This is a genomic window from Streptomyces atratus (assembly GCF_040655115.1).
In the GTDB taxonomy this organism is placed as follows: domain Bacteria; phylum Actinomycetota; class Actinomycetes; order Streptomycetales; family Streptomycetaceae; genus Streptomyces; species Streptomyces atratus_D.
In genome coordinates, this window is record NZ_JBFAJH010000042.1 from 18,639 (window position 1) to 35,569 (window position 16,931).

The following is a 16,931-nucleotide window of genomic DNA, read 5'->3' on the forward strand; positions in this document are numbered from 1 at the left end:
TACAGGGTGGCCGACCGGCCCATCTGCCGTATCGCTCGTCGGTCGCGGGGACCGTGCGCGTACGGGTCAGTCGCGCGCGGGTTCGATCACGGAACGGCTGTCGGCGCCGCTGTCGAAGCGGCCGTCCAGCTTGGCGACGAGTCCGGTGACCTGACGGGCGATGTCCGGCGCGGTCAGCCCGATCTCGGCCATGACCTCCTTGCGGGAGGCGTGGTCGAGGAAGCGCGGCGGGATACCGAAGTCGCGCAGCGGTACGTCGACCCCGGCGTCGCGCAGTGCCTGGGCGACGGCGGAGCCGACACCGCCGGCCCGGCTGTTGTCCTCGACGGTGACGACGACGCGATGCTGTTCGGCGAGCGGGGCCATGGCCTCGTCGACGGGCTTGACCCAGCGCGGGTCGACGACCGTCGTCGTGATGCCCTGGGCGTCCAGCAGGTCCGCGATCTCCAGGCACATCGGGGCGAGCGCACCGACGGAGACCAGGAGGACGTCCGGGCGGGGCGCGTCGGACGTGCGCAGCACATCCATGCCGCCGACCCGGCCGACGGCCTTGACCGCCGGGCCGACCGCACCCTTGGAGAAGCGGACCACGGTCGGGGCGTCGTCGACCTCGACGGCCTCGCGCAGCTGGGCGCGGACCTGGTCGGCGTCGCGCGGGGCGGCGATCCGCAGGGTCGGCACGCACTGCAGGATCGACATGTCCCACATGCCGTTGTGCGAGGCGCCGTCCGTGCCGGTGACACCGGCACGGTCCAGGACGAACGTCACACCGCACTTGTGCAGGGCGACATCCATGAGGACCTGGTCGAAGGCGCGGTTGAGGAAGGTGGCGTACACCGCGAAGACGGGGTGCAGTCCGCCGGTGGCGAGGCCGGCCGCGGAGACCGCGCCGTGCTGCTCGGCGATGCCGACGTCGTAGATCCGGTCAGGGAACGCCTCCTCGAACTTGCTGAGGCCGACCGGCTGGAGCATGGCCGCGGTGATCGCGACGATGTCCTTGCGCTCCTTGCCGAGCTTGACCATCTCCTCGCCGAAGACCGAGGTCCAGTCGAGGCCGGAGGTGGAGACGGGCAGGCCGGTGTCGGGGTGGATCTTGCCCACGGCGTGGAAGCGGTCGGCCTCGTCGAGGAGGGCGGGGGTGTAGCCGCGGCCCTTCTCGGTGAGGCAGTGCACGATGACCGGTCCGCCGAAGCGCTTGGCGCGCTGCAGCGCGGATTCCAGGGCCTCGATGTCGTGGCCGTCGATCGGGCCGACGTACTTCAGGCCGAGGTCCTCGAACATGCCCTGCGGGGCGATGAAGTCCTTCAGCCCCTTCTTGGCGCCGTGCAGCGTCTCGTAGAGCGGCCTCCCCACGACGGGGGTGCGCTCCAGGATGTCCTTGCCGCGGGCCAGGAAGCGCTCGTAGCCGTCGGTGGTACGGAGCGTGGCGAGGTGGTTGGCGAGGCCGCCGATGGTCGGGGCGTAGGAGCGCTCGTTGTCGTTGACGACGATGACGAGCGGACGGTCCTTGGCGGCGGCGATGTTGTTCAGCGCCTCCCAGGCCATGCCGCCGGTGAGCGCGCCGTCACCGATGACCGCGACGACGTGGTCGTCCTTCTTCAGCACCTCGTTGGCCTTGGCGAGACCGTCGGCCCAGCCGAGGACGGTGGAGGCGTGCGAGTTCTCGATGATGTCGTGCTCGGACTCGGCGCGCGAGGGATAGCCGGACAGGCCTCCCTTGCTCTTGAGCTTCGAGAAGTCCTGGCGACCGGTGAGCAGTTTGTGCACGTAGCTCTGGTGCCCGGTGTCGAAAAGCACCTTGTCCTTCGGCGAATCGAAGACCCGGTGCAGGGCGATGGTCAGTTCGACCACGCCCAGGTTGGGGCCGAGGTGCCCACCGGTCTTCGAAACGGCGTCGACGAGGAAGGTCCGGATCTCTTCGGCGAGCTGGTCCAGCTGCTCGGGAGTGAGCCGGTCCAGGTCACGCGGTCCACCGATGCGGGTCAGCAGAGCCACCCGTGCCTCCTTAGCGTTGTGAGCTGGTCGAGCATGCCGATCCGATGAGTCTAATGTTCCGTCCGCGCGCGAGGTCATGGGGCGGCATATTCGGAGCGAATCGGCTGCGGACGTTCCCTTGGACGCGTACGTGCCTGCGTACGCGTGTGTGCCCGGCACCACGAAGGGTGCCGGGCACACGTGCGGGTTCCGCGGTCAGGCGCGGCCCGCGGTCTTCTGGGTCTTGCGGGTGACCGCGTCGATGACGACCGTGGCGAGAAGCACACCACCGGTGATCATGTACTGGATCGGCGAGGCGATGCCCTGCAGGGCGAGGCCGTACTGGATCGAGATGATGACCAGCACACCGAGGAGCGCGTTCCAGGTGCGGCCGCGGCCGCCGAAGAGGCTGGTGCCGCCGATGACGGCCGCCGCGATGGCGTTCATCAGAAGCTCACCGCTGCCCGCGCCCTGGTTGGCGGAGGTGATCTTGGAGGCGATGAAGAGTCCGCCGATGGCGGCGAAGGTGCCGGAGATCGCGTAGACGGAGGTCCTGATCATCACCACGTTGATACCGGCGCGGCGGGACGCTTCGACGCTGCCGCCGAGCGCGAAGATCTTGCGGCCGTACGAGGTGCGGCGCAGTACGAAGTCGGTCGCCACCAGCATGACCAGGAAGATCACCACGGCGAGCGGCAGACCCTTGTACTGGTTGAACATGACGGCGACGGCGAAGGCCACCACGGCCAGCGCGCCCGTGCGCACGATGATCTCGCCGAGCGGGCGGGACGGGACGCCCACCGCCTCACGGCGACGGTTGTCGAAGAAGGACGACAGGAAGTACGCCGCCACAGCGACGACGGCGAGGCCGTAACCGGCCGCGACATCGCTGAAGTAGTAGCTGGTCAGCTTGGCGACCAGGCCCTCGGAGTCGAGGTTGATGGTGCCGTTGGAGCCGAGGATCTGGAGCATGAAGCCGTTCCAGAACAGCAGACCGGCCAGGGTGACGGCGAAGGCGGGGACACCGATCCTGGCGAAGACGTAGCCGTGGATCGCGCCGGCCGCGGCGCCGGTGAGGATCGCCAGGATCAGCGCCAGCCACTCGGACATGCCGTGGGTGATGTTGAGTACGGCGAAGGTGGCACCCGCGACACCGCTGACGGAACCGACCGAGAGGTCGATCTCGCCGAGCAGCAGCACGAAGACGATGCCGACCGCGATCATGCCGGTGCCGACCATGGCGACCGAGATGTCCGAGAGGTTGCCTGCGGTGAGGAAGTTCGAGTTGAGGCTCTGGAAGATCGCCCAGATGATGATCAGGCCGAGGACGACGGGGATCGAGCCCAGGTCGCCGGCCTTCATCTTGCGCTTGAACTCGCCGAGGTATCCGGAGAGGCCCTGCTCGCGGACGAGCAGCCGGGGGTCGACAGCGGTGACGGAACCGTCCGCCGCGGCGGGGTTCTCGGCGGGCATGTCGGCCGTCTTCGCCAGTACCGGCTGGGGGGTGTTGTCGGTGCTCACTTCTGGGCCTCCCCGTTGCGCGCCGCGCGTCGGGTCACGGCATTGTCCGTGGCGCCCGTGATCGCGGAGATGATCTCTTCCTGCGAGGTGGTCGCGACGTCGAAGACGCCGTTGTTGCGGCCCAGCCGGAGCACGGCCACCTTGTCGGCGACCGCCTTGACGTCGGCCATGTTGTGGCTGATGAGGATCACCGCGTGACCGCGCTCACGCAGCCGCTCGACGAGGTCGAGGACCTGCGCGGTCTGCTCGACACCGAGGGCCGCGGTCGGCTCGTCGAGGATGACGAGCTTCGGCTCACCGAGCATCGAACGGGCGATGGCCACGGTCTGGCGCTGACCGCCGGAGAGAGAGGCGATCGGGATACGGACGCTGGGTATGCGGATCGACAGCGTGCTGAGGAGCTCGCGGGAACGGCGCTCCATCTCGACCTCGTTGAGGACTCCGAACTTACGGAGCTCCCGGCCGAGGTAGAGGTTGCCGACGACATCGATGTTGTCGCAGAGCGCGAGGTCTTGATAGACGGTCGCGATGCCCAGGTTCTGGGCGTCGTGCGGCCGGTTGATCTCAACGGTCCTGCCTTCCCACTCGATGACTCCGTCATCGATGGGGTGCACTCCGGCGATCGTCTTGACCAGCGTTGATTTACCGGCGCCGTTGTCGCCGACCAGGGCGACAACCTCGCCTGCGTGGACCTCGAGCTCTACATCGGTGAGCGCCTGAACGGCACCGAATCGCTTGGAGACCCCTCGCAACGCCAACACGGGCGTAGCGGACACGTGAACCATCTCCTTCGCCGCCTGACCGGCGGGGATGCCGCGCCGGGGGAGGGCGCGGTGGTCGAGCAGAAGAGAACAGAGAGCGCGGAAGCGTTCCGCCCGGCGCCCCGCCCGATAGCGGGGCGGTTGAGGTGCGGGGCGCCGGACAGGCTTCCACGGGCGCAAGCCGCTGAGAAGTCAGCCGACTTGCCGCCTGAGCGCGGCCAACTCACCTTGTACGTAAGGTGATTACCCGACCGCGCTCGCGGTGGGGGTGCGGCCTACTTCAGGCCGAGCTTGTCGCAGGCCGCCTTGTAGTTGGCCGTGCAGATCTCGTCCAGGGTGTAGACGCCGTCCTTGAGGACGGTGTCCTTGATGTTGTCCTTGGTCAGCGAGACGACCGGGACCAGGAACGTGGGAACGCCCTTGTTGGTCGGGCTGTCGACCGTGGACGTGACGATCGAGTCGAGCTTCTTGCCCTGGGCCAGCGCCACGGCCATCTCGGCGGCGGCCTCGCCCTCGGGGCCGTACGGCTTGTAGACGCTCATGAACTGCTCACCGGCGACGATGCGCTGCACACCGGCCAGCTCGGCGTCCTGGCCGGTCACCGGCGGGAGCTTGGAGATACCGGCGGCCTTGAGGGCGGTGATGATGCCGCCCGCCATGCCGTCGTTGGCGGAGTAGACACCGTCGATCTTGCCCTTGCCGAGGGCAGTGATCGCCGCCTCCATGTTGGAGTTGGCGTTCTCCGGCTTCCACTCCTTGGTGTCGTACTCCTTGCCGACCTTGACCTTGCCGTCGAGCTCCGCCTTGGCGCCCTTCTTGAAGAGAGCGGCGTTCGGGTCGGTGATCGCGCCGTTCATCATCACGATCGTGCCACCGTTGGCCTTCGAACCCATGGCCTCCAGCAGGGCCTTGCCCTGGACGTGGCCGACCTCTTCGTTGTCGAAGGAGGTGTAGGCGTCGATCGGGCCCTCGGCGAGGCGGTCGAAGGCGACGACCGGGATGCCCGCGTCCTTGGCCTTCTTCACCGCGCCCGCGATGGCCTTGGAGTCCACCGAGTCGACGATCAGCGCGTCGACCTTGTTGGTGATCATGGTGTCGACCTGCTGCGTCTGCAGCGTGGCGTCCTGCTTGGCGTTGGCGTAGATGACCTTCGCCTTGCCGCCGGTGAGATCGCTGATCTTCTTCTCGATGATCGGCTTGTCGAACTTCTCGTACCGGGCCGTCTGGTTCTCGGGAAGCAGCAGACCGATCTTGAGATCGTTGCCCTTTTTCGCGGATCCGGTGTCCGTGGCCTTGTCGCCAGACTCCTTGGCGCTGCCGCAAGCGGCAAGCGAGACAGCCATCGCGGTGGCGGCAACGGCAACGGCGGCACGACGCATACGCGTGTTCATTCTCGAACCTCCCTGACGAGGCCGCGACGTTGCGGCCGAGGTGGCTGGAAGTCAACTCGGCCACGACGTCAGCGTCAAGGAGTAAATCCTTAACGAGATGACAACGGTGCCATTCGTTATCTAAGTGAAGGCAGGTGCAGTTGTCGGCAGCGAGCTCCCCAAAAGGGTCGAATCGCCCATTTCGCTCAGCGCGAGAGCCAGCGCGCCGAGCACCTCCGCCCGCCCGCCGAGGGCCCCGGGAAGGACCGAGAGCTGCCGTGCCGCGCTGGGAATGGCGTAGCGCGACACCGAGTCGCGGATCGGCCCGAGCACCAACTCCCCCGCCTCGGCGAGGGAGCCGCCGAGGACGACCCGGCTGGGGTTGAGCAGGTTGCACAGGTTGGCGACGCCGCTGCCGATGTGCCGCCCGACGTCCCCGATCACCCGGCGGCAGCCCGGATCGCCCTCCCGGGCGAGCTGGACCACCCGCTCCATCGTCAGATCGGGCCCGCGGCTGGGCTGGAGCAGGGGCAGGACGTACCGTGCGGCCGTGAAGGTCTCCAGGCACCCGCGGTTGCCGCAGCGGCAGACAGGGCCCGATTCGTCGAGCGTGATGTGGCCGATCTCGCCGGCCGTGCCGCCCGGTCCCCGGTAGATGTGCCCGTCGATCACCAGGCCGGCGCCGACGCCGCTTGCGACCTTGATGTACGCGAGATCCTTGACCCCCCGGCCGCTCCCCCAGACCAGCTCGCCCAGCGCCCCGAGGTTGGCGTCGTTGTCGACGTACACCGGCACGCCCAGCCGCGCGGCGAGCTCCTCGCTCGGGTTGATGCCCGTCCAGCCCGGCAGGATCGACGTGGAGCCCAGCGTGCCGGACTCCACATCGATCGGACCGGGAACGCCGAGGCCCACGCCGATCACCTTGTCCTGGCTGATCCCGGTCGTCTCGATCAGCCGCTTGACCAGCTGTTCCGCCCGGTCGAAGCCCTCGGCCGACGAGGCGTCCACGTCCAGCGGCTCGGACTCCTCGGCGAGCACCTGGTGGGCAAGGTTGCCGACCGCCACCCGGAGATGCGTATGTCCGAAATCGACGCCGATCACGATGCCCGCGTCACCGCTCAGGGAGACGCTGCGGGCCCGGCGGCCGCCCGCCGAGGTGGGGGTCACCTCGACCGTGCCGCCATCCTTCAGTTCGCGAACGATATTGGAGACCGTGGCCGCGGAGAGGCCCGTGCTTCTGGCGATCTCCGCCTGGGTGAGCGAACCCGCCATACGTACGGCACGCACTACCCGCTCAAGGTTGGCGCGATGCAGAGATGTCTGCGACCCCGGAGTCTCCATCGACTCTCTCACTCCTACCGTTTTCTCTAACATGTGAACTCTAAGCTGAACGTTTTGGGGTACTCCCCGTCAAGACCTTGAGCAGTCCGAGCCTCGGATGAGCGAACAGGCCCCGTCCGGCGGACACGAAGAACGGACGAACCGCCCGCCGGCTCGGGGCCGACGGGCGGTTCGTCCGTCTGTGCGGTGTTCGGTGGGCCGCTACTTCACGGCTCCCGCGGTCAGGCCCGCAACAACCTGACGCTGGAAGATGATGTAGGCCGCGAGGACCGGCAGCATCGCCATCACCAGACCGGCGAACAGGCCGGACCAGTCGCCCTTGTAGCCCTGACTGGTGGCCAGTTCGACCAGGCCCTGGGAGAGCACCCGGTGATCCGGTTCGGTGTTCAGCACCGTCGGCAGCATGTACTGGTTCCACTGCCCCAGGAAGTTGAAGATGCCCACGCTGATCAGGCCGGGCTTCGCCATCGGCAGCATCACCTGGAAGAACGTCCGGGTGTGCGACGCCCCGTCGAGCATCGCCGCTTCCGCCACCGAGGTCGGCAGCGTCCGGAAGAACGCGGTGAGGAAGAAGACGGTGAAGGGCAGCGAGTACGCGATGTAGACCAGGATCAGTCCGTGCACCGTGTTCAGCAGACCCATGTTGTTCATCACGAAGAACAGCGGGACCAGCGCCAGGATGATCGGGAAGCTCATCCCGCCGATGAACAGGAAGTACAGGAAGCGGTTCCCCGGGAAGTCGAACCGCGCCAGTACGTACGCCGCCATGGAACCCAGCAGCAGCGTGCCGATCAGCGAGCCGCCCACCACGACGATCGTGTTGAAGAAGTAGTCGCTCATGTGCGCCTGGCTCCAGGCGCGCGTCCAGTTCTCGAAGTGCAGCTTGTCGGGCAGCGCCCACGGCGTCGACAGGATCGAGTCGTCCGTCTTGAAGGACGCCATCACCGCCCAGAGCAGCGGCATGACGACCAGGATCGCCCAGATGATCAGCACACCGTGCGAGAAGACATTGAGGACGGAGCCCTCGCTGCTCTTCTCCTTCTTGCCGCCGAGCACGGTCACCGCGGACACGGGCACGCGGTCCGCCGCGGGCGCGGGAGGGGTGTCAGTGGTCTTCATCAGAACTCCAGCCGCTCGCGCCGGCCCAGCCGCATCACGATGGCCGCGAAGACCATGGTGACGATGAGCAGTCCGACACCGATCGTTGTTGCGTATCCTGCCTGGCCGTCACGGAAGGCCGTCTGGTACACGTACAGCGGCAGGACCGTGGTCGAGTAGTCGGGACCACCAGGACCGACGGTCATGACCTGCACGGCCGTGAACGCCTCCACGCCGAGCGCCAGAATGCCCATGTAGACCCAGCCCGACTGCACCGTGTCCCAGAGCAGCGGCAGGGTGATCCGGAAGAACGTCGTGATGCGGTTGGCGCCGTCGAGGAGCGCCGCCTCGTAGAAGTCCTTCGGAATGGACGCCATTCCGGCGGAGAACAGGACGACGAAGAATCCGACCGTCGACCAGATCAGCACCGACATGACGCAGATGAGTGCGAGGCTCGGATCACCCAGCCAGTCCGGCTGGACGGAACCGAGACCGATGCCCTTCAGGGTCGAATTCAGCATCCCGTCACTGGGGTTGAACGCGAACTGGAAGAGCAGAGCGACGATCACGATCGAGAGCACCTGCGGGAAGAAATAGGCGATCTTGTAGAAGCCCGAGCCCCGCACGCCGGCGACCGTGGCGTTCTTCCGCCTCCGGCCGCCGACATTGAGCATGAAGGCGAAGAAAAGCGCGAGCCCCAGCGTCACCAGCGGCAGCAGCAGCACAAGCAACACGCTGTGCTGCAAGGACTTCCAGAAGATGTCGTCCTTCAGCATCCTGGTGTAGTTGTCGAAGCCGACCATCTTGAAGTCCGGGCTCAGGCCGGTCCAGTCCGTGAAGGAATAGTAGATGGACTGGATGAACGGCCAAATGACGAAGACCGCGTACAACGCCAGTGGGGCGGTCAAGAACCCCACAATGAACCGGTACTTGCCGTGCTGCATCGTTTACCGACCCCGATCTTTCCGCGGGTGCCGCCGCTGGTGACGGTTGCTCACTGGTGCTTGTAGTGCTTGATGGACTGGTCCTTGGCCGCCGCGTCCGCGAAGGCCTGGATCTTCTTGATGGCCTCCGCCGGGGTCGCGCGGCCCGCCATCATCTCGCCGATGCCGGCGACGCCGATCTGCTCCTTCTGAAGCTTCACGTACCAGTCCTGCAGGCGCGGGTTCACCACGTTGTCGCCGGCCTTCTTCAGCGCGTCGACACCGGCCTGCATGGCCGTGGACAGGGTCAGACCGTCGGTGCCACCGTTGAAGGCGCTGAGGGACTTGACCTGCTTGGTGAAGTTCTTCGAGGACTCCTCGGAGAGCATGATGCGCAGCTGCTCCATGCCGCCCTCGGGGTTCTTCGCCTTGGCCGGGACGACGAAGGGCTCACCGCCGGAGGCCCAGATGGTGCCGAACGGCATCTTGTCGGACGAGTCCAGGCTGGACGGCGCCGAGACCATCATCTTGAAGTCCTTGGGCGTGGTGGGCGCCGCCTCGTTCTCCACCCACGAACCGTTCGGGATGAAGAGAGCCTTGCCCTTGGTCCACGCGGTCTGCGACTGGATGTGGGTCATGCCCGGGGTGCCCTTGAGGATGTACCCCTTCTGGTACAGCTCGTAGTACGCCTCGAACGCCGCCTTGACCGCGGGGTCCTTCCAGGCGTTCGGCTCCAGGTTGTCGATCTTGTCGAGAACCTCCCGGCCACCGATCTTGGCGATGAACGGGTAGAGCGAGAACGGCAGGTAGTACGGGTACTTACCGGCGTACGTCCAGCCGGCGATGCCCTTCTTCTTCGCCTTCTCGCAGAGGGCGAGCATGTCGTCCCAGTTCTCGGGGTACTGCGCGTCGAGATTGTCGAGCGCGGTCTGCGAGTACCAGACACCGTAGACCGTGTACGCGTAGTACATGATCCAGACCGGGTCGCCGTCGAACTGACCCATCTCCAGGACACCGGGGCGCAGCGTGTCGCGGACCTTCTTGCTCGGGTCGTCGATGGACGGGGCGTCCATCAGCGGCGTCAGGTCGAGCAGCTGCTTCTTGCCGACGAGGACACCCATGTCCATCTGCTCGGCGCCCGAGTTGTCGATCAGGTCCGGCGGGGTGCCGCCGTTGAAGCGCGGCTGCAGCTGCGACTGGATCTTCTGAGTCGCGGTGTGCTTGACCTTCGGGGCCTTCGGGAAGGCCGCGTTGTACTTCTTCTCCGCGTCGATCGCGTACTGCTGGCCGAATCCGCCGTCGAAGATGACGACATCGAGGGCAGCGGTCTCGTTGACGCCGAGCGGGTTCTTGGCGCTCGTCTTGCCCTTCTTGACCGTGTCGTCGGTGCCGCTGTCGCTACTCGCACACGCCGACAGGAAGCTCATCGTCGGAACGGTGATCAGACCGAGTGCGGCAGACCGCTTGATCACGTCGCGACGGCCAAGGCCCTCATTCTTGTGGGCGGAGGTGGATCCCATGCTCAAGTCCTCGCCTTCTCCAGGACTCAGGCGGTGTGTACCGGTCGCCCGTCGAAATTCGCCTCAGGCGAAGGGCCCCGCCACCGCGGTCAGTTGCGCTTGGGTCATGCTGATTCTGCAGGCTAGCCGGATGCAGTGGGGGATTCGGGAGATCGAGCGGCGGATGCGCTCCATGGCACCCCTCGACCCTTCTCCTGGCCCCCCTTGTCCGCCCCCGTGGAAAACGGCGGGGCAGACGCCGACAGGTATAGTCCACTTGCGGCCAACTGAGCAAGATCGAATGCAGCTTTGGGCTGCAGTCTTTCCCGAGTTGAGACCTCGCGGACACATGAGCCCCGTGCGCCCTCGTCCGGGTGTAACGATTTCCGCAATACGGTCGATTCGCCCGGCCTCTCCCGTCCAACACCCTTGACACATCCCGCCACTTGGCTCCCTACTGGATCCTGCGCATCACTCTGACAACGTTGTCCAATCGCGCACTTCCTCGGGAGGAATGGCTCGGCATGCAGCCCCGACATGGTTTTCGCACGAGACAAAGCCGGACGGCCGCACTCATCGCGGCTTCACTGGTCCTGGTCGTGACCGCCCCGACGGCGGCCGCCGAACAGTCGGCACGTTCCCTCGAAAGGGGTGAAAAGCCCACAGCCGACCAGACGTTCATCTCCTCGTTCGAGGCAGACGAAAAGCAGCCGGACTGGCGCAATACCGTGGAGGAGGGGCCTGACGGGACGAAGCGGTCGTCGGGCATCGACGGTGGCTTCTCGTCCGGAATACCGGGCAATGTCACGGACAAGGTCACAGATGTCCGCGCCAGTGACGAGAACACCGGCGGCGGTGAGGTGAAGGAGAACCTCGTCGACGGGGAGTCCAGCACCAAGTGGCTGGCCTTCGAGCCCACCGCCTGGCTGGAGTTCGATCTCACCGAACCGGTCAAGGTCGTGACCTACGCACTCACCTCGGCCAACGACGCCGACGAGCGCGACCCGAGGAACTGGACGCTCCAGGGCTCCGCCGACGGCAAGACGTGGAAGGACCTCGACTCCCGGACCGACCAGTCCTTCAGCGAGCGCTTCCAGACCAAGTCGTACGACATCACGGCCGACACGGCCTACCAGCACTTCCGTCTGGACATCACGAAGAACAACGGCGCCTCGAACATCACCCAGCTCGCCGACGTCCAGTTCTCCGACGGCAACACCGGCACGCCGGTGCCCGACGAGATGCGCAGCCAGATCGACCGCGGCCCGTCGGGCTCCCCCACGGCCAAGGCCGGCGCGGGCTTCACGGGCAAGAAGGCCCTGCGCTACGCGGGCACGCACAAGGCGGGCGGCCGGGCGTACTCGTACAACAAGATCTTCGACGTCGACACGGCGGTCACCCGGAACACCGAGCTCTCCTACCTCGTCTATCCGCAGATGGGCGAGACGGACCTCTCGTACCCGGCCACGCATGTGTCGGTCGACCTCGCGTTCACCGACGGCACGTACCTGAGCGATCTGGGTGCCACCGACAGCCACGGCGGTCCGCTGACCCCGCAGGGCCAGGCCGACGCCAAGCGGCTGTACGTCAACCAGTGGAACAAGGTCGCCTCGCGCGTCGGCACGGTCGCGGCCGGGAAGACCGTCGACCGGATCCTGGTGGCGTACGACTCCCCCAAGGGCCCGGCGAAGTTCCAGGGCTGGATCGACGACATCACGCTCGCCCCGAAGGCCCCGGAGGAGCGCCGGGCACACCTGTCCGACTACGCGTCGACGGTACGGGGCACCAACTCCAGCGGCGGCTTCTCGCGCGGGAACAACTTCCCCGCCACCGCCGTCCCGAACGGCTTCAATTTCTGGACCCCGGTCACCAACGCCGCTTCGACGAGCTGGCTGTACGACTACCAGCGCGCCAACAACAGCGACAACCTGCCCACTCTCCAGGCGTTCAGCGCGAGCCATGAGCCGAGCCCGTGGATGGGCGACCGGCAGACGTTCCAGCTGATGCCGTCGGTGGCCAAGGACACTCCTGACGCCTCCCGCACGGCGCGCGCGCTGCCGTTCAGGCACGAGAACGAGACGGCGAAGCCGCACTACTACGGTGTGACGTTCGAGAACGGCCTCAAGGCCGAGATGACGCCGACCGACCACGCGGCGCGGATGCGCTTCACGTATCCCGGTGACGACGCGTCCGTCGTCTTCGACAACATCTCCAACGACGGCGGGCTCACCCTCGACCCGGGGACCAGCTCCTTCACCGGCTTCTCCGACGTGAAGAGCGGCCTCTCCACCGGCGCCACCCGGCTCTTCGTCCACGGCGTCTTCGACGCCCCGGTCACCGCGAGCGGCAAGCTCAAGGGCGGCGGCGGTGACGACGTGACGGGCTACCTCCGCTTCGACGCCGGCACGGACCGTACGGTCAACCTCCGTCTGGCCACCTCACTGATCAGCATCGACCAGGCGAAGCAGAACCTCGCCGCCGAGATCCCCGCGTCCCGCTCCTTCGGCCGCGTCGAGGACCGGGCGCAGCAGGCCTGGGACGACATCCTGGGCAAGGTGGAGGTCGAGGGCGCGGACGCCGACCAGCTGACGACGCTCTACTCCAGCCTGTACCGGCTGTACCTCTACCCGAACTCGGGCTTCGAGCGGGTCGACGGCAAGGACCAGTACGCCAGCCCGTTCTCGCCGCAGATCGGCTCGGACACCCCCACCCACACGGGGGCGAAGATCGTCGACGGCAGGGTGTACGTCAACAACGGCTTCTGGGACACGTACCGGACGACCTGGCCCGCGTACTCCTTCCTCACGCCGAAGAAGGCCGGCGAGATGGTCGACGGCTTCGTCCAGCAGTACAAGGACGGCGGCTGGATCTCCCGCTGGTCCTCCCCCGGCTACGCCGACCTGATGACCGGCACCTCGTCGGACGTCGCGTTCGCGGACGCGTACGTCAAGGGCGTGAAGTTCGACGGCGAGGCGGCGTACGAGGCGGCCCTGAAGAACGCCACGGTGGTTCCGCCGATGTCGGGTGTCGGCCGGAAGGGGATGGTGACGTCCCCGTTCACGGGTTACGCGAACACGTCGACGCACGAGGGTCTGTCCTGGTCGCTGGAGGGCTACCTCAACGACTACGGCCTCGCGCAGATGGGTCAGGCGCTCTACAAGAAGACGAAGAAGGAGCGGTACAAGGAGGAGTCGGAGTACTTCCTGAACCGGGCCCGCAACTATGTCCAGCTGTTCGACTCCAAGGCGGGCTTCTTCCAGGGCAAGGACGCCAAGGGCGACTGGCGGGTCGCCTCCGACACGTACGACCCGCGGATCTGGGGCTACGACTACACGGAGACGAACGGCTGGGGCTACGCGTTCACGGCCCCGCAGGACAGCCGCGGCCTGGCGAACCTGTACGGCGGCCGTGACGGCCTGGCGAAGAAGCTCGACACGTACTTCTCCACCCCGGAGACGGCCGGTCCCGAGTTCGTCGGCTCGTACGGCGGTGTCATCCACGAGATGACGGAGGCCCGTGACGTACGGATGGGCATGTACGGCCACAGCAACCAGGTCGCGCACCACGTCACGTACATGTACGACGCGGCGTCGCAGCCCTGGAAGACCCAGGAGAAGGTCCGCGAGGTACTCGGCCGCCTCTACACGGGCAGCGAGATCGGTCAGGGCTACCACGGCGACGAGGACAACGGCGAGCAGTCGGCCTGGTACCTCTTCTCCTCGCTCGGCTTCTACCCCCTGGTGATGGGCAGTGGCGAGTACGCCATCGGCTCGCCGCTCTTCACGAAGACCACCGTCCACCTGGAGAACGGCCACGACCTGGTGATCAAGGCCCCGAGGAACAGCGCGAAGAACATCTACGTGCAGGGCCTGAAGGTCAACGGCAAGAAGTGGACGTCCACGTCCCTGCCGCACGAGGTGCTCGCCACGGGTGGCGTCCTGGAGTTCGGCATGGGCGCCAAGCCGTCGGCGTGGGGCACGGGCAAGAACGCGGCCCCGACGTCGATCACCCAGGACGACACGGTGCCGTCGCCGAAGAAGGACGTCCTGAAGGGCGAAGGCGCGCTGTTCGACAACACGTCCGCCACGACGGCGACGGTGTCCGGCGCGGTGGAACTCCCGGTCGGGTCGGCCACGAAGGCGGTCCGGTACACGCTGACCTCGGGCACCGCGGCGAAGGCGCCGACGGGCTGGGTCCTGCAGGGCTCGGCGGACGGCACGACGTGGAAGGACCTCGACAAGCGGTCCGGGCAGTCGTTCGCGTGGGACAAGCAGACCCGGGTGTTCTCGGTGGGCACGGCGGGAACGTACACGCACTATCGCCTGGTGCCGGTCGGTGAGGGGACGCTGGCGGAGGTGGAGCTGATCTCCTGACGGCAGCACCCTTTTCGCACCGGCGGCCGGTACCTCGCGATGTGGTACCGGCCGTCGATGCGCTCCTCGCCGGTCAGCCGACGGAGGCAGTCTTGATCTCGATCTCGACGAAGGCCAGCCAGGCACTGCCGGTATTGACGACATCGTGCTCGCCACCGGCCGGGCGGGCGTACGACTCACCGGCCCGCAGCTGCGACTCGGTCACCGACCCGTCGGGCGCGAAGGCGCTGATGACACCGTCGACGACCGGCACGACCACGTAGTCATGCGTATGAACATGGCGGCCGGTACGCGTCCCGGGCTCGAAGTCCCAGCGGGTGACCCGCACCTGGTCGTCCTCGTGCTGCACGCTCGGGCGAGCGGTTGTCGTCATCGGCCTGCTCCTCGCTGTTGGTTCGTACTCGTTCTCCGGGCCGTAAAAGCCCACGTCACAGCTTTGATCGCCGCGTCGCACCAGCCGAATACACGTACCGCCACCAGCGCCGCACCGGCGCCCCGGGACGAACAGCGTGGACCTGCTCAGTCCTGCTCGGGCGACTCAGGGACGGCGGCGCGGAAGAGACTCTCGGGCAGAGCCAGGTTCAGGGCGGTGATGACGGGCTGCCCGTGCTCGGTGCCGAGCCGGGAGACGGCCCCCGTGGCAATCTGGAACAGGGTGCCCCCGGCCGGAGCCAGTCCCAGATAGCGGGCGGTGAGCACGCGCAGGAAGTGGGAGTGCGCGACGAGAGCGATGTCCGCGTCCCCCACCTGTTCGGCGGCCGTCCAGACCTCGGTGAGCACGCGGTCGGCGCGCTTGCCCACCTCAGCCGGCGTCTCCCCGGGGTGCGCCTCGGGGCCGGGGGTGACGCCATCGGTCCACAGGTTCCAGGAGGGCCGGGTCCGCTGGATCTCGACGGTGGTCACGCCCTCGTAGCCGCCGTAGTCCCACTCGCGCAGGTCGGCGGTGACACGGGGCGAGTCCAGCCCGGCGAGCTCGGCGGTGCGCCGGGCGCGCAGAGCCGGGCTGACCAGGGTGAGCCCGATCTTCCGGTCGGCGATCAGCGGCACGAGAGCACGGGCCTGACGCTCGCCGAGGTCGGTCAGGGGCAGATCGGTGTGGCTCGTGTGCCGCCCGTTCCGGGACCACTCGGTCTCGCCGTGCCGGATCAGGATCAACTCGCCCATGGGTGCCATCCGCTCTCTGTGCTCTGCGCGCCGCGTGCTGCGATTGCAAACCCGCTGATCCACGATTGCATTCCGGACCGTCCACGATGGGGTGGCCGGTACCTCGTTTCCGAGTCCGGCGACCTCGTGTCCGGCTACAGTCCGCCACATGCCGCAACCCAAGGAACTGGACCCGTACACCAACCCATGAGCCTTCTACGGATCGGAATTACGCCGCCTGCGCGAGGCCGCCGGACGAGGCGTCACTCCGGGTACCCCTCGGCGGCCCCGTCGCGATGCACGACCAGCTGATGCATCTCGTCGAGATGGCACGCACCCACCCGCACATCATTCTGCAGGTGTTGCCCTTTTCTGCCGGTGCGCATCCGTTCCTGAACACCATGGTCTCGCTCATGCAGTTCACCGATGCTCCGCCGGTTGTGTACACCGAAGGTTCCTACACGGGCCAACTGGTCGACGAGCCCGCCCTGGTGGCGGACTTTCAATCCTCATACGATCTGGCCAGGCCCGTCGCTCTGTCGCCGGAGACGTCCCTGGCCCTGATCGAATCGGCGGCGAAGGAGCACGCAGCCGATGAGCACCGCACCTGAACCGAATTCGGCCGTCTGGCGCAAGTCGACCTACAGCAACGGGGACGGCGGCAGCTGCGTGGAGGTGGCCGACTGGGCCCCGGACCTCGTCCCCGTGCGCGACAGCAAGATCACGGACGGCCCGGTGCTCGTGTTCGGCGCGACCGGCTGGATGGCCTTCGTCACGGGTGTCAAGAGCCGTGCGTTCTGAAGCAGTTCAGTAGGCGCATCGGAGGTCCGGCCGACCGTCGCACCGCCGTCGTCGTGTGCGCACGGGCCACCACCGCCAGGATCCGTACGCCGCTGACCGCCGGGCTTCCGGCCAAGGTCACCCTCCC

13 protein-coding genes are annotated in these 16,931 nt (G+C 67.0%); 3 read left to right on the forward strand and 10 right to left on the reverse strand.

Going from position 1 to position 16,931, the window contains the following annotated elements; translation table 11 throughout:
• Positions 1–66 precede the first annotated feature (66 nt).
• From dxs to ngcE, 8 genes are all read right to left on the reverse strand, one after another.
• Positions 67–1,995 carry a 1-deoxy-D-xylulose-5-phosphate synthase gene (dxs, locus tag AB0I23_RS31405; RefSeq protein WP_359114387.1) on the reverse strand — a complete coding sequence of 643 codons (1,929 nt, stop codon included), beginning with the start codon at positions 1,993–1,995 and terminating at the stop codon, positions 67–69.
• A 195-nt stretch (positions 1,996–2,190) separates the two neighbouring features.
• Positions 2,191–3,495, reverse strand: coding sequence for a sugar ABC transporter permease (locus AB0I23_RS31410; protein ID WP_436847028.1), 1,305 nt, complete (start codon positions 3,493–3,495; stop codon positions 2,191–2,193).
• The gene (locus AB0I23_RS31415; RefSeq protein ID WP_037700842.1) at positions 3,492–4,280 is read right to left on the reverse strand and encodes an ATP-binding cassette domain-containing protein; all 789 of its coding nucleotides are present in this window, start codon (positions 4,278–4,280) and stop codon (positions 3,492–3,494) included. The genes AB0I23_RS31410 and AB0I23_RS31415 overlap by 4 nt, the downstream gene beginning before the upstream one ends.
• 251 nt (positions 4,281–4,531) lie before the next feature.
• A complete protein-coding gene (locus tag AB0I23_RS31420) occupies positions 4,532–5,647 on the reverse strand; it encodes a sugar ABC transporter substrate-binding protein (RefSeq protein WP_359114389.1) in 1,116 nt (371 codons plus the stop codon).
• A 120-nt stretch (positions 5,648–5,767) separates the two neighbouring features.
• Positions 5,768–6,967, reverse strand: coding sequence for an ROK family transcriptional regulator (locus AB0I23_RS31425; protein WP_359114391.1), 1,200 nt, complete (start codon positions 6,965–6,967; stop codon positions 5,768–5,770).
• 201 nt (positions 6,968–7,168) lie between these two features.
• The gene (locus tag AB0I23_RS31430) at positions 7,169–8,086 is read right to left on the reverse strand and encodes a carbohydrate ABC transporter permease (RefSeq protein ID WP_359114393.1); all 918 of its coding nucleotides are present in this window, start codon (positions 8,084–8,086) and stop codon (positions 7,169–7,171) included.
• Positions 8,086–9,009 carry a carbohydrate ABC transporter permease gene (locus AB0I23_RS31435; RefSeq protein ID WP_359114394.1) on the reverse strand — a complete coding sequence of 308 codons (924 nt, stop codon included), beginning with the start codon at positions 9,007–9,009 and terminating at the stop codon, positions 8,086–8,088. Before AB0I23_RS31435 ends, AB0I23_RS31430 begins: the two co-directional genes overlap by 1 nt.
• 50 nt (positions 9,010–9,059) lie before the next feature.
• Positions 9,060–10,508 carry an N-acetylglucosamine/diacetylchitobiose ABC transporter substrate-binding protein gene (ngcE, locus tag AB0I23_RS31440; protein ID WP_359114396.1) on the reverse strand — a complete coding sequence of 483 codons (1,449 nt, stop codon included), beginning with the start codon at positions 10,506–10,508 and terminating at the stop codon, positions 9,060–9,062.
• Between the two features lie 503 nt (positions 10,509–11,011).
• Between ngcE and AB0I23_RS31445 the strand changes: the two genes are divergently transcribed.
• A complete protein-coding gene (locus tag AB0I23_RS31445) occupies positions 11,012–14,860 on the forward strand; it encodes a GH92 family glycosyl hydrolase (protein WP_359114398.1) in 3,849 nt (1,282 codons plus the stop codon).
• Positions 14,861–14,933: 73 nt separating this feature from the next.
• On the opposite strand, the gene AB0I23_RS31450 is transcribed toward AB0I23_RS31445, so the two are convergent.
• Both AB0I23_RS31450 and AB0I23_RS31455 read right to left on the reverse strand, forming a co-directional pair.
• Positions 14,934–15,233 carry a cupin domain-containing protein gene (locus AB0I23_RS31450; protein ID WP_359114400.1) on the reverse strand — a complete coding sequence of 100 codons (300 nt, stop codon included), beginning with the start codon at positions 15,231–15,233 and terminating at the stop codon, positions 14,934–14,936.
• A gap of 146 nt (positions 15,234–15,379) precedes the next feature.
• Positions 15,380–16,024 (reverse strand): histidine phosphatase family protein, encoded by a 645-nt coding sequence (locus AB0I23_RS31455; protein WP_359114402.1) that lies wholly within the window; start codon positions 16,022–16,024, stop codon positions 15,380–15,382.
• Positions 16,025–16,110: 86 nt separating this feature from the next.
• On the opposite strand from AB0I23_RS31455, the gene AB0I23_RS41795 reads away from it, so the two are divergent.
• Entirely contained in the window at positions 16,111–16,614 is a 504-nt protein-coding gene (locus AB0I23_RS41795; RefSeq protein ID WP_436847029.1) for a DUF5753 domain-containing protein, read from the forward strand.
• Complete coding sequence (locus tag AB0I23_RS31465; protein ID WP_359114405.1) at positions 16,598–16,804, forward strand: DUF397 domain-containing protein; 207 nt, start codon at positions 16,598–16,600, stop codon at positions 16,802–16,804. The genes AB0I23_RS41795 and AB0I23_RS31465 overlap by 17 nt, the downstream gene beginning before the upstream one ends.
• Positions 16,805–16,931: the final 127 nt, after the last annotated feature.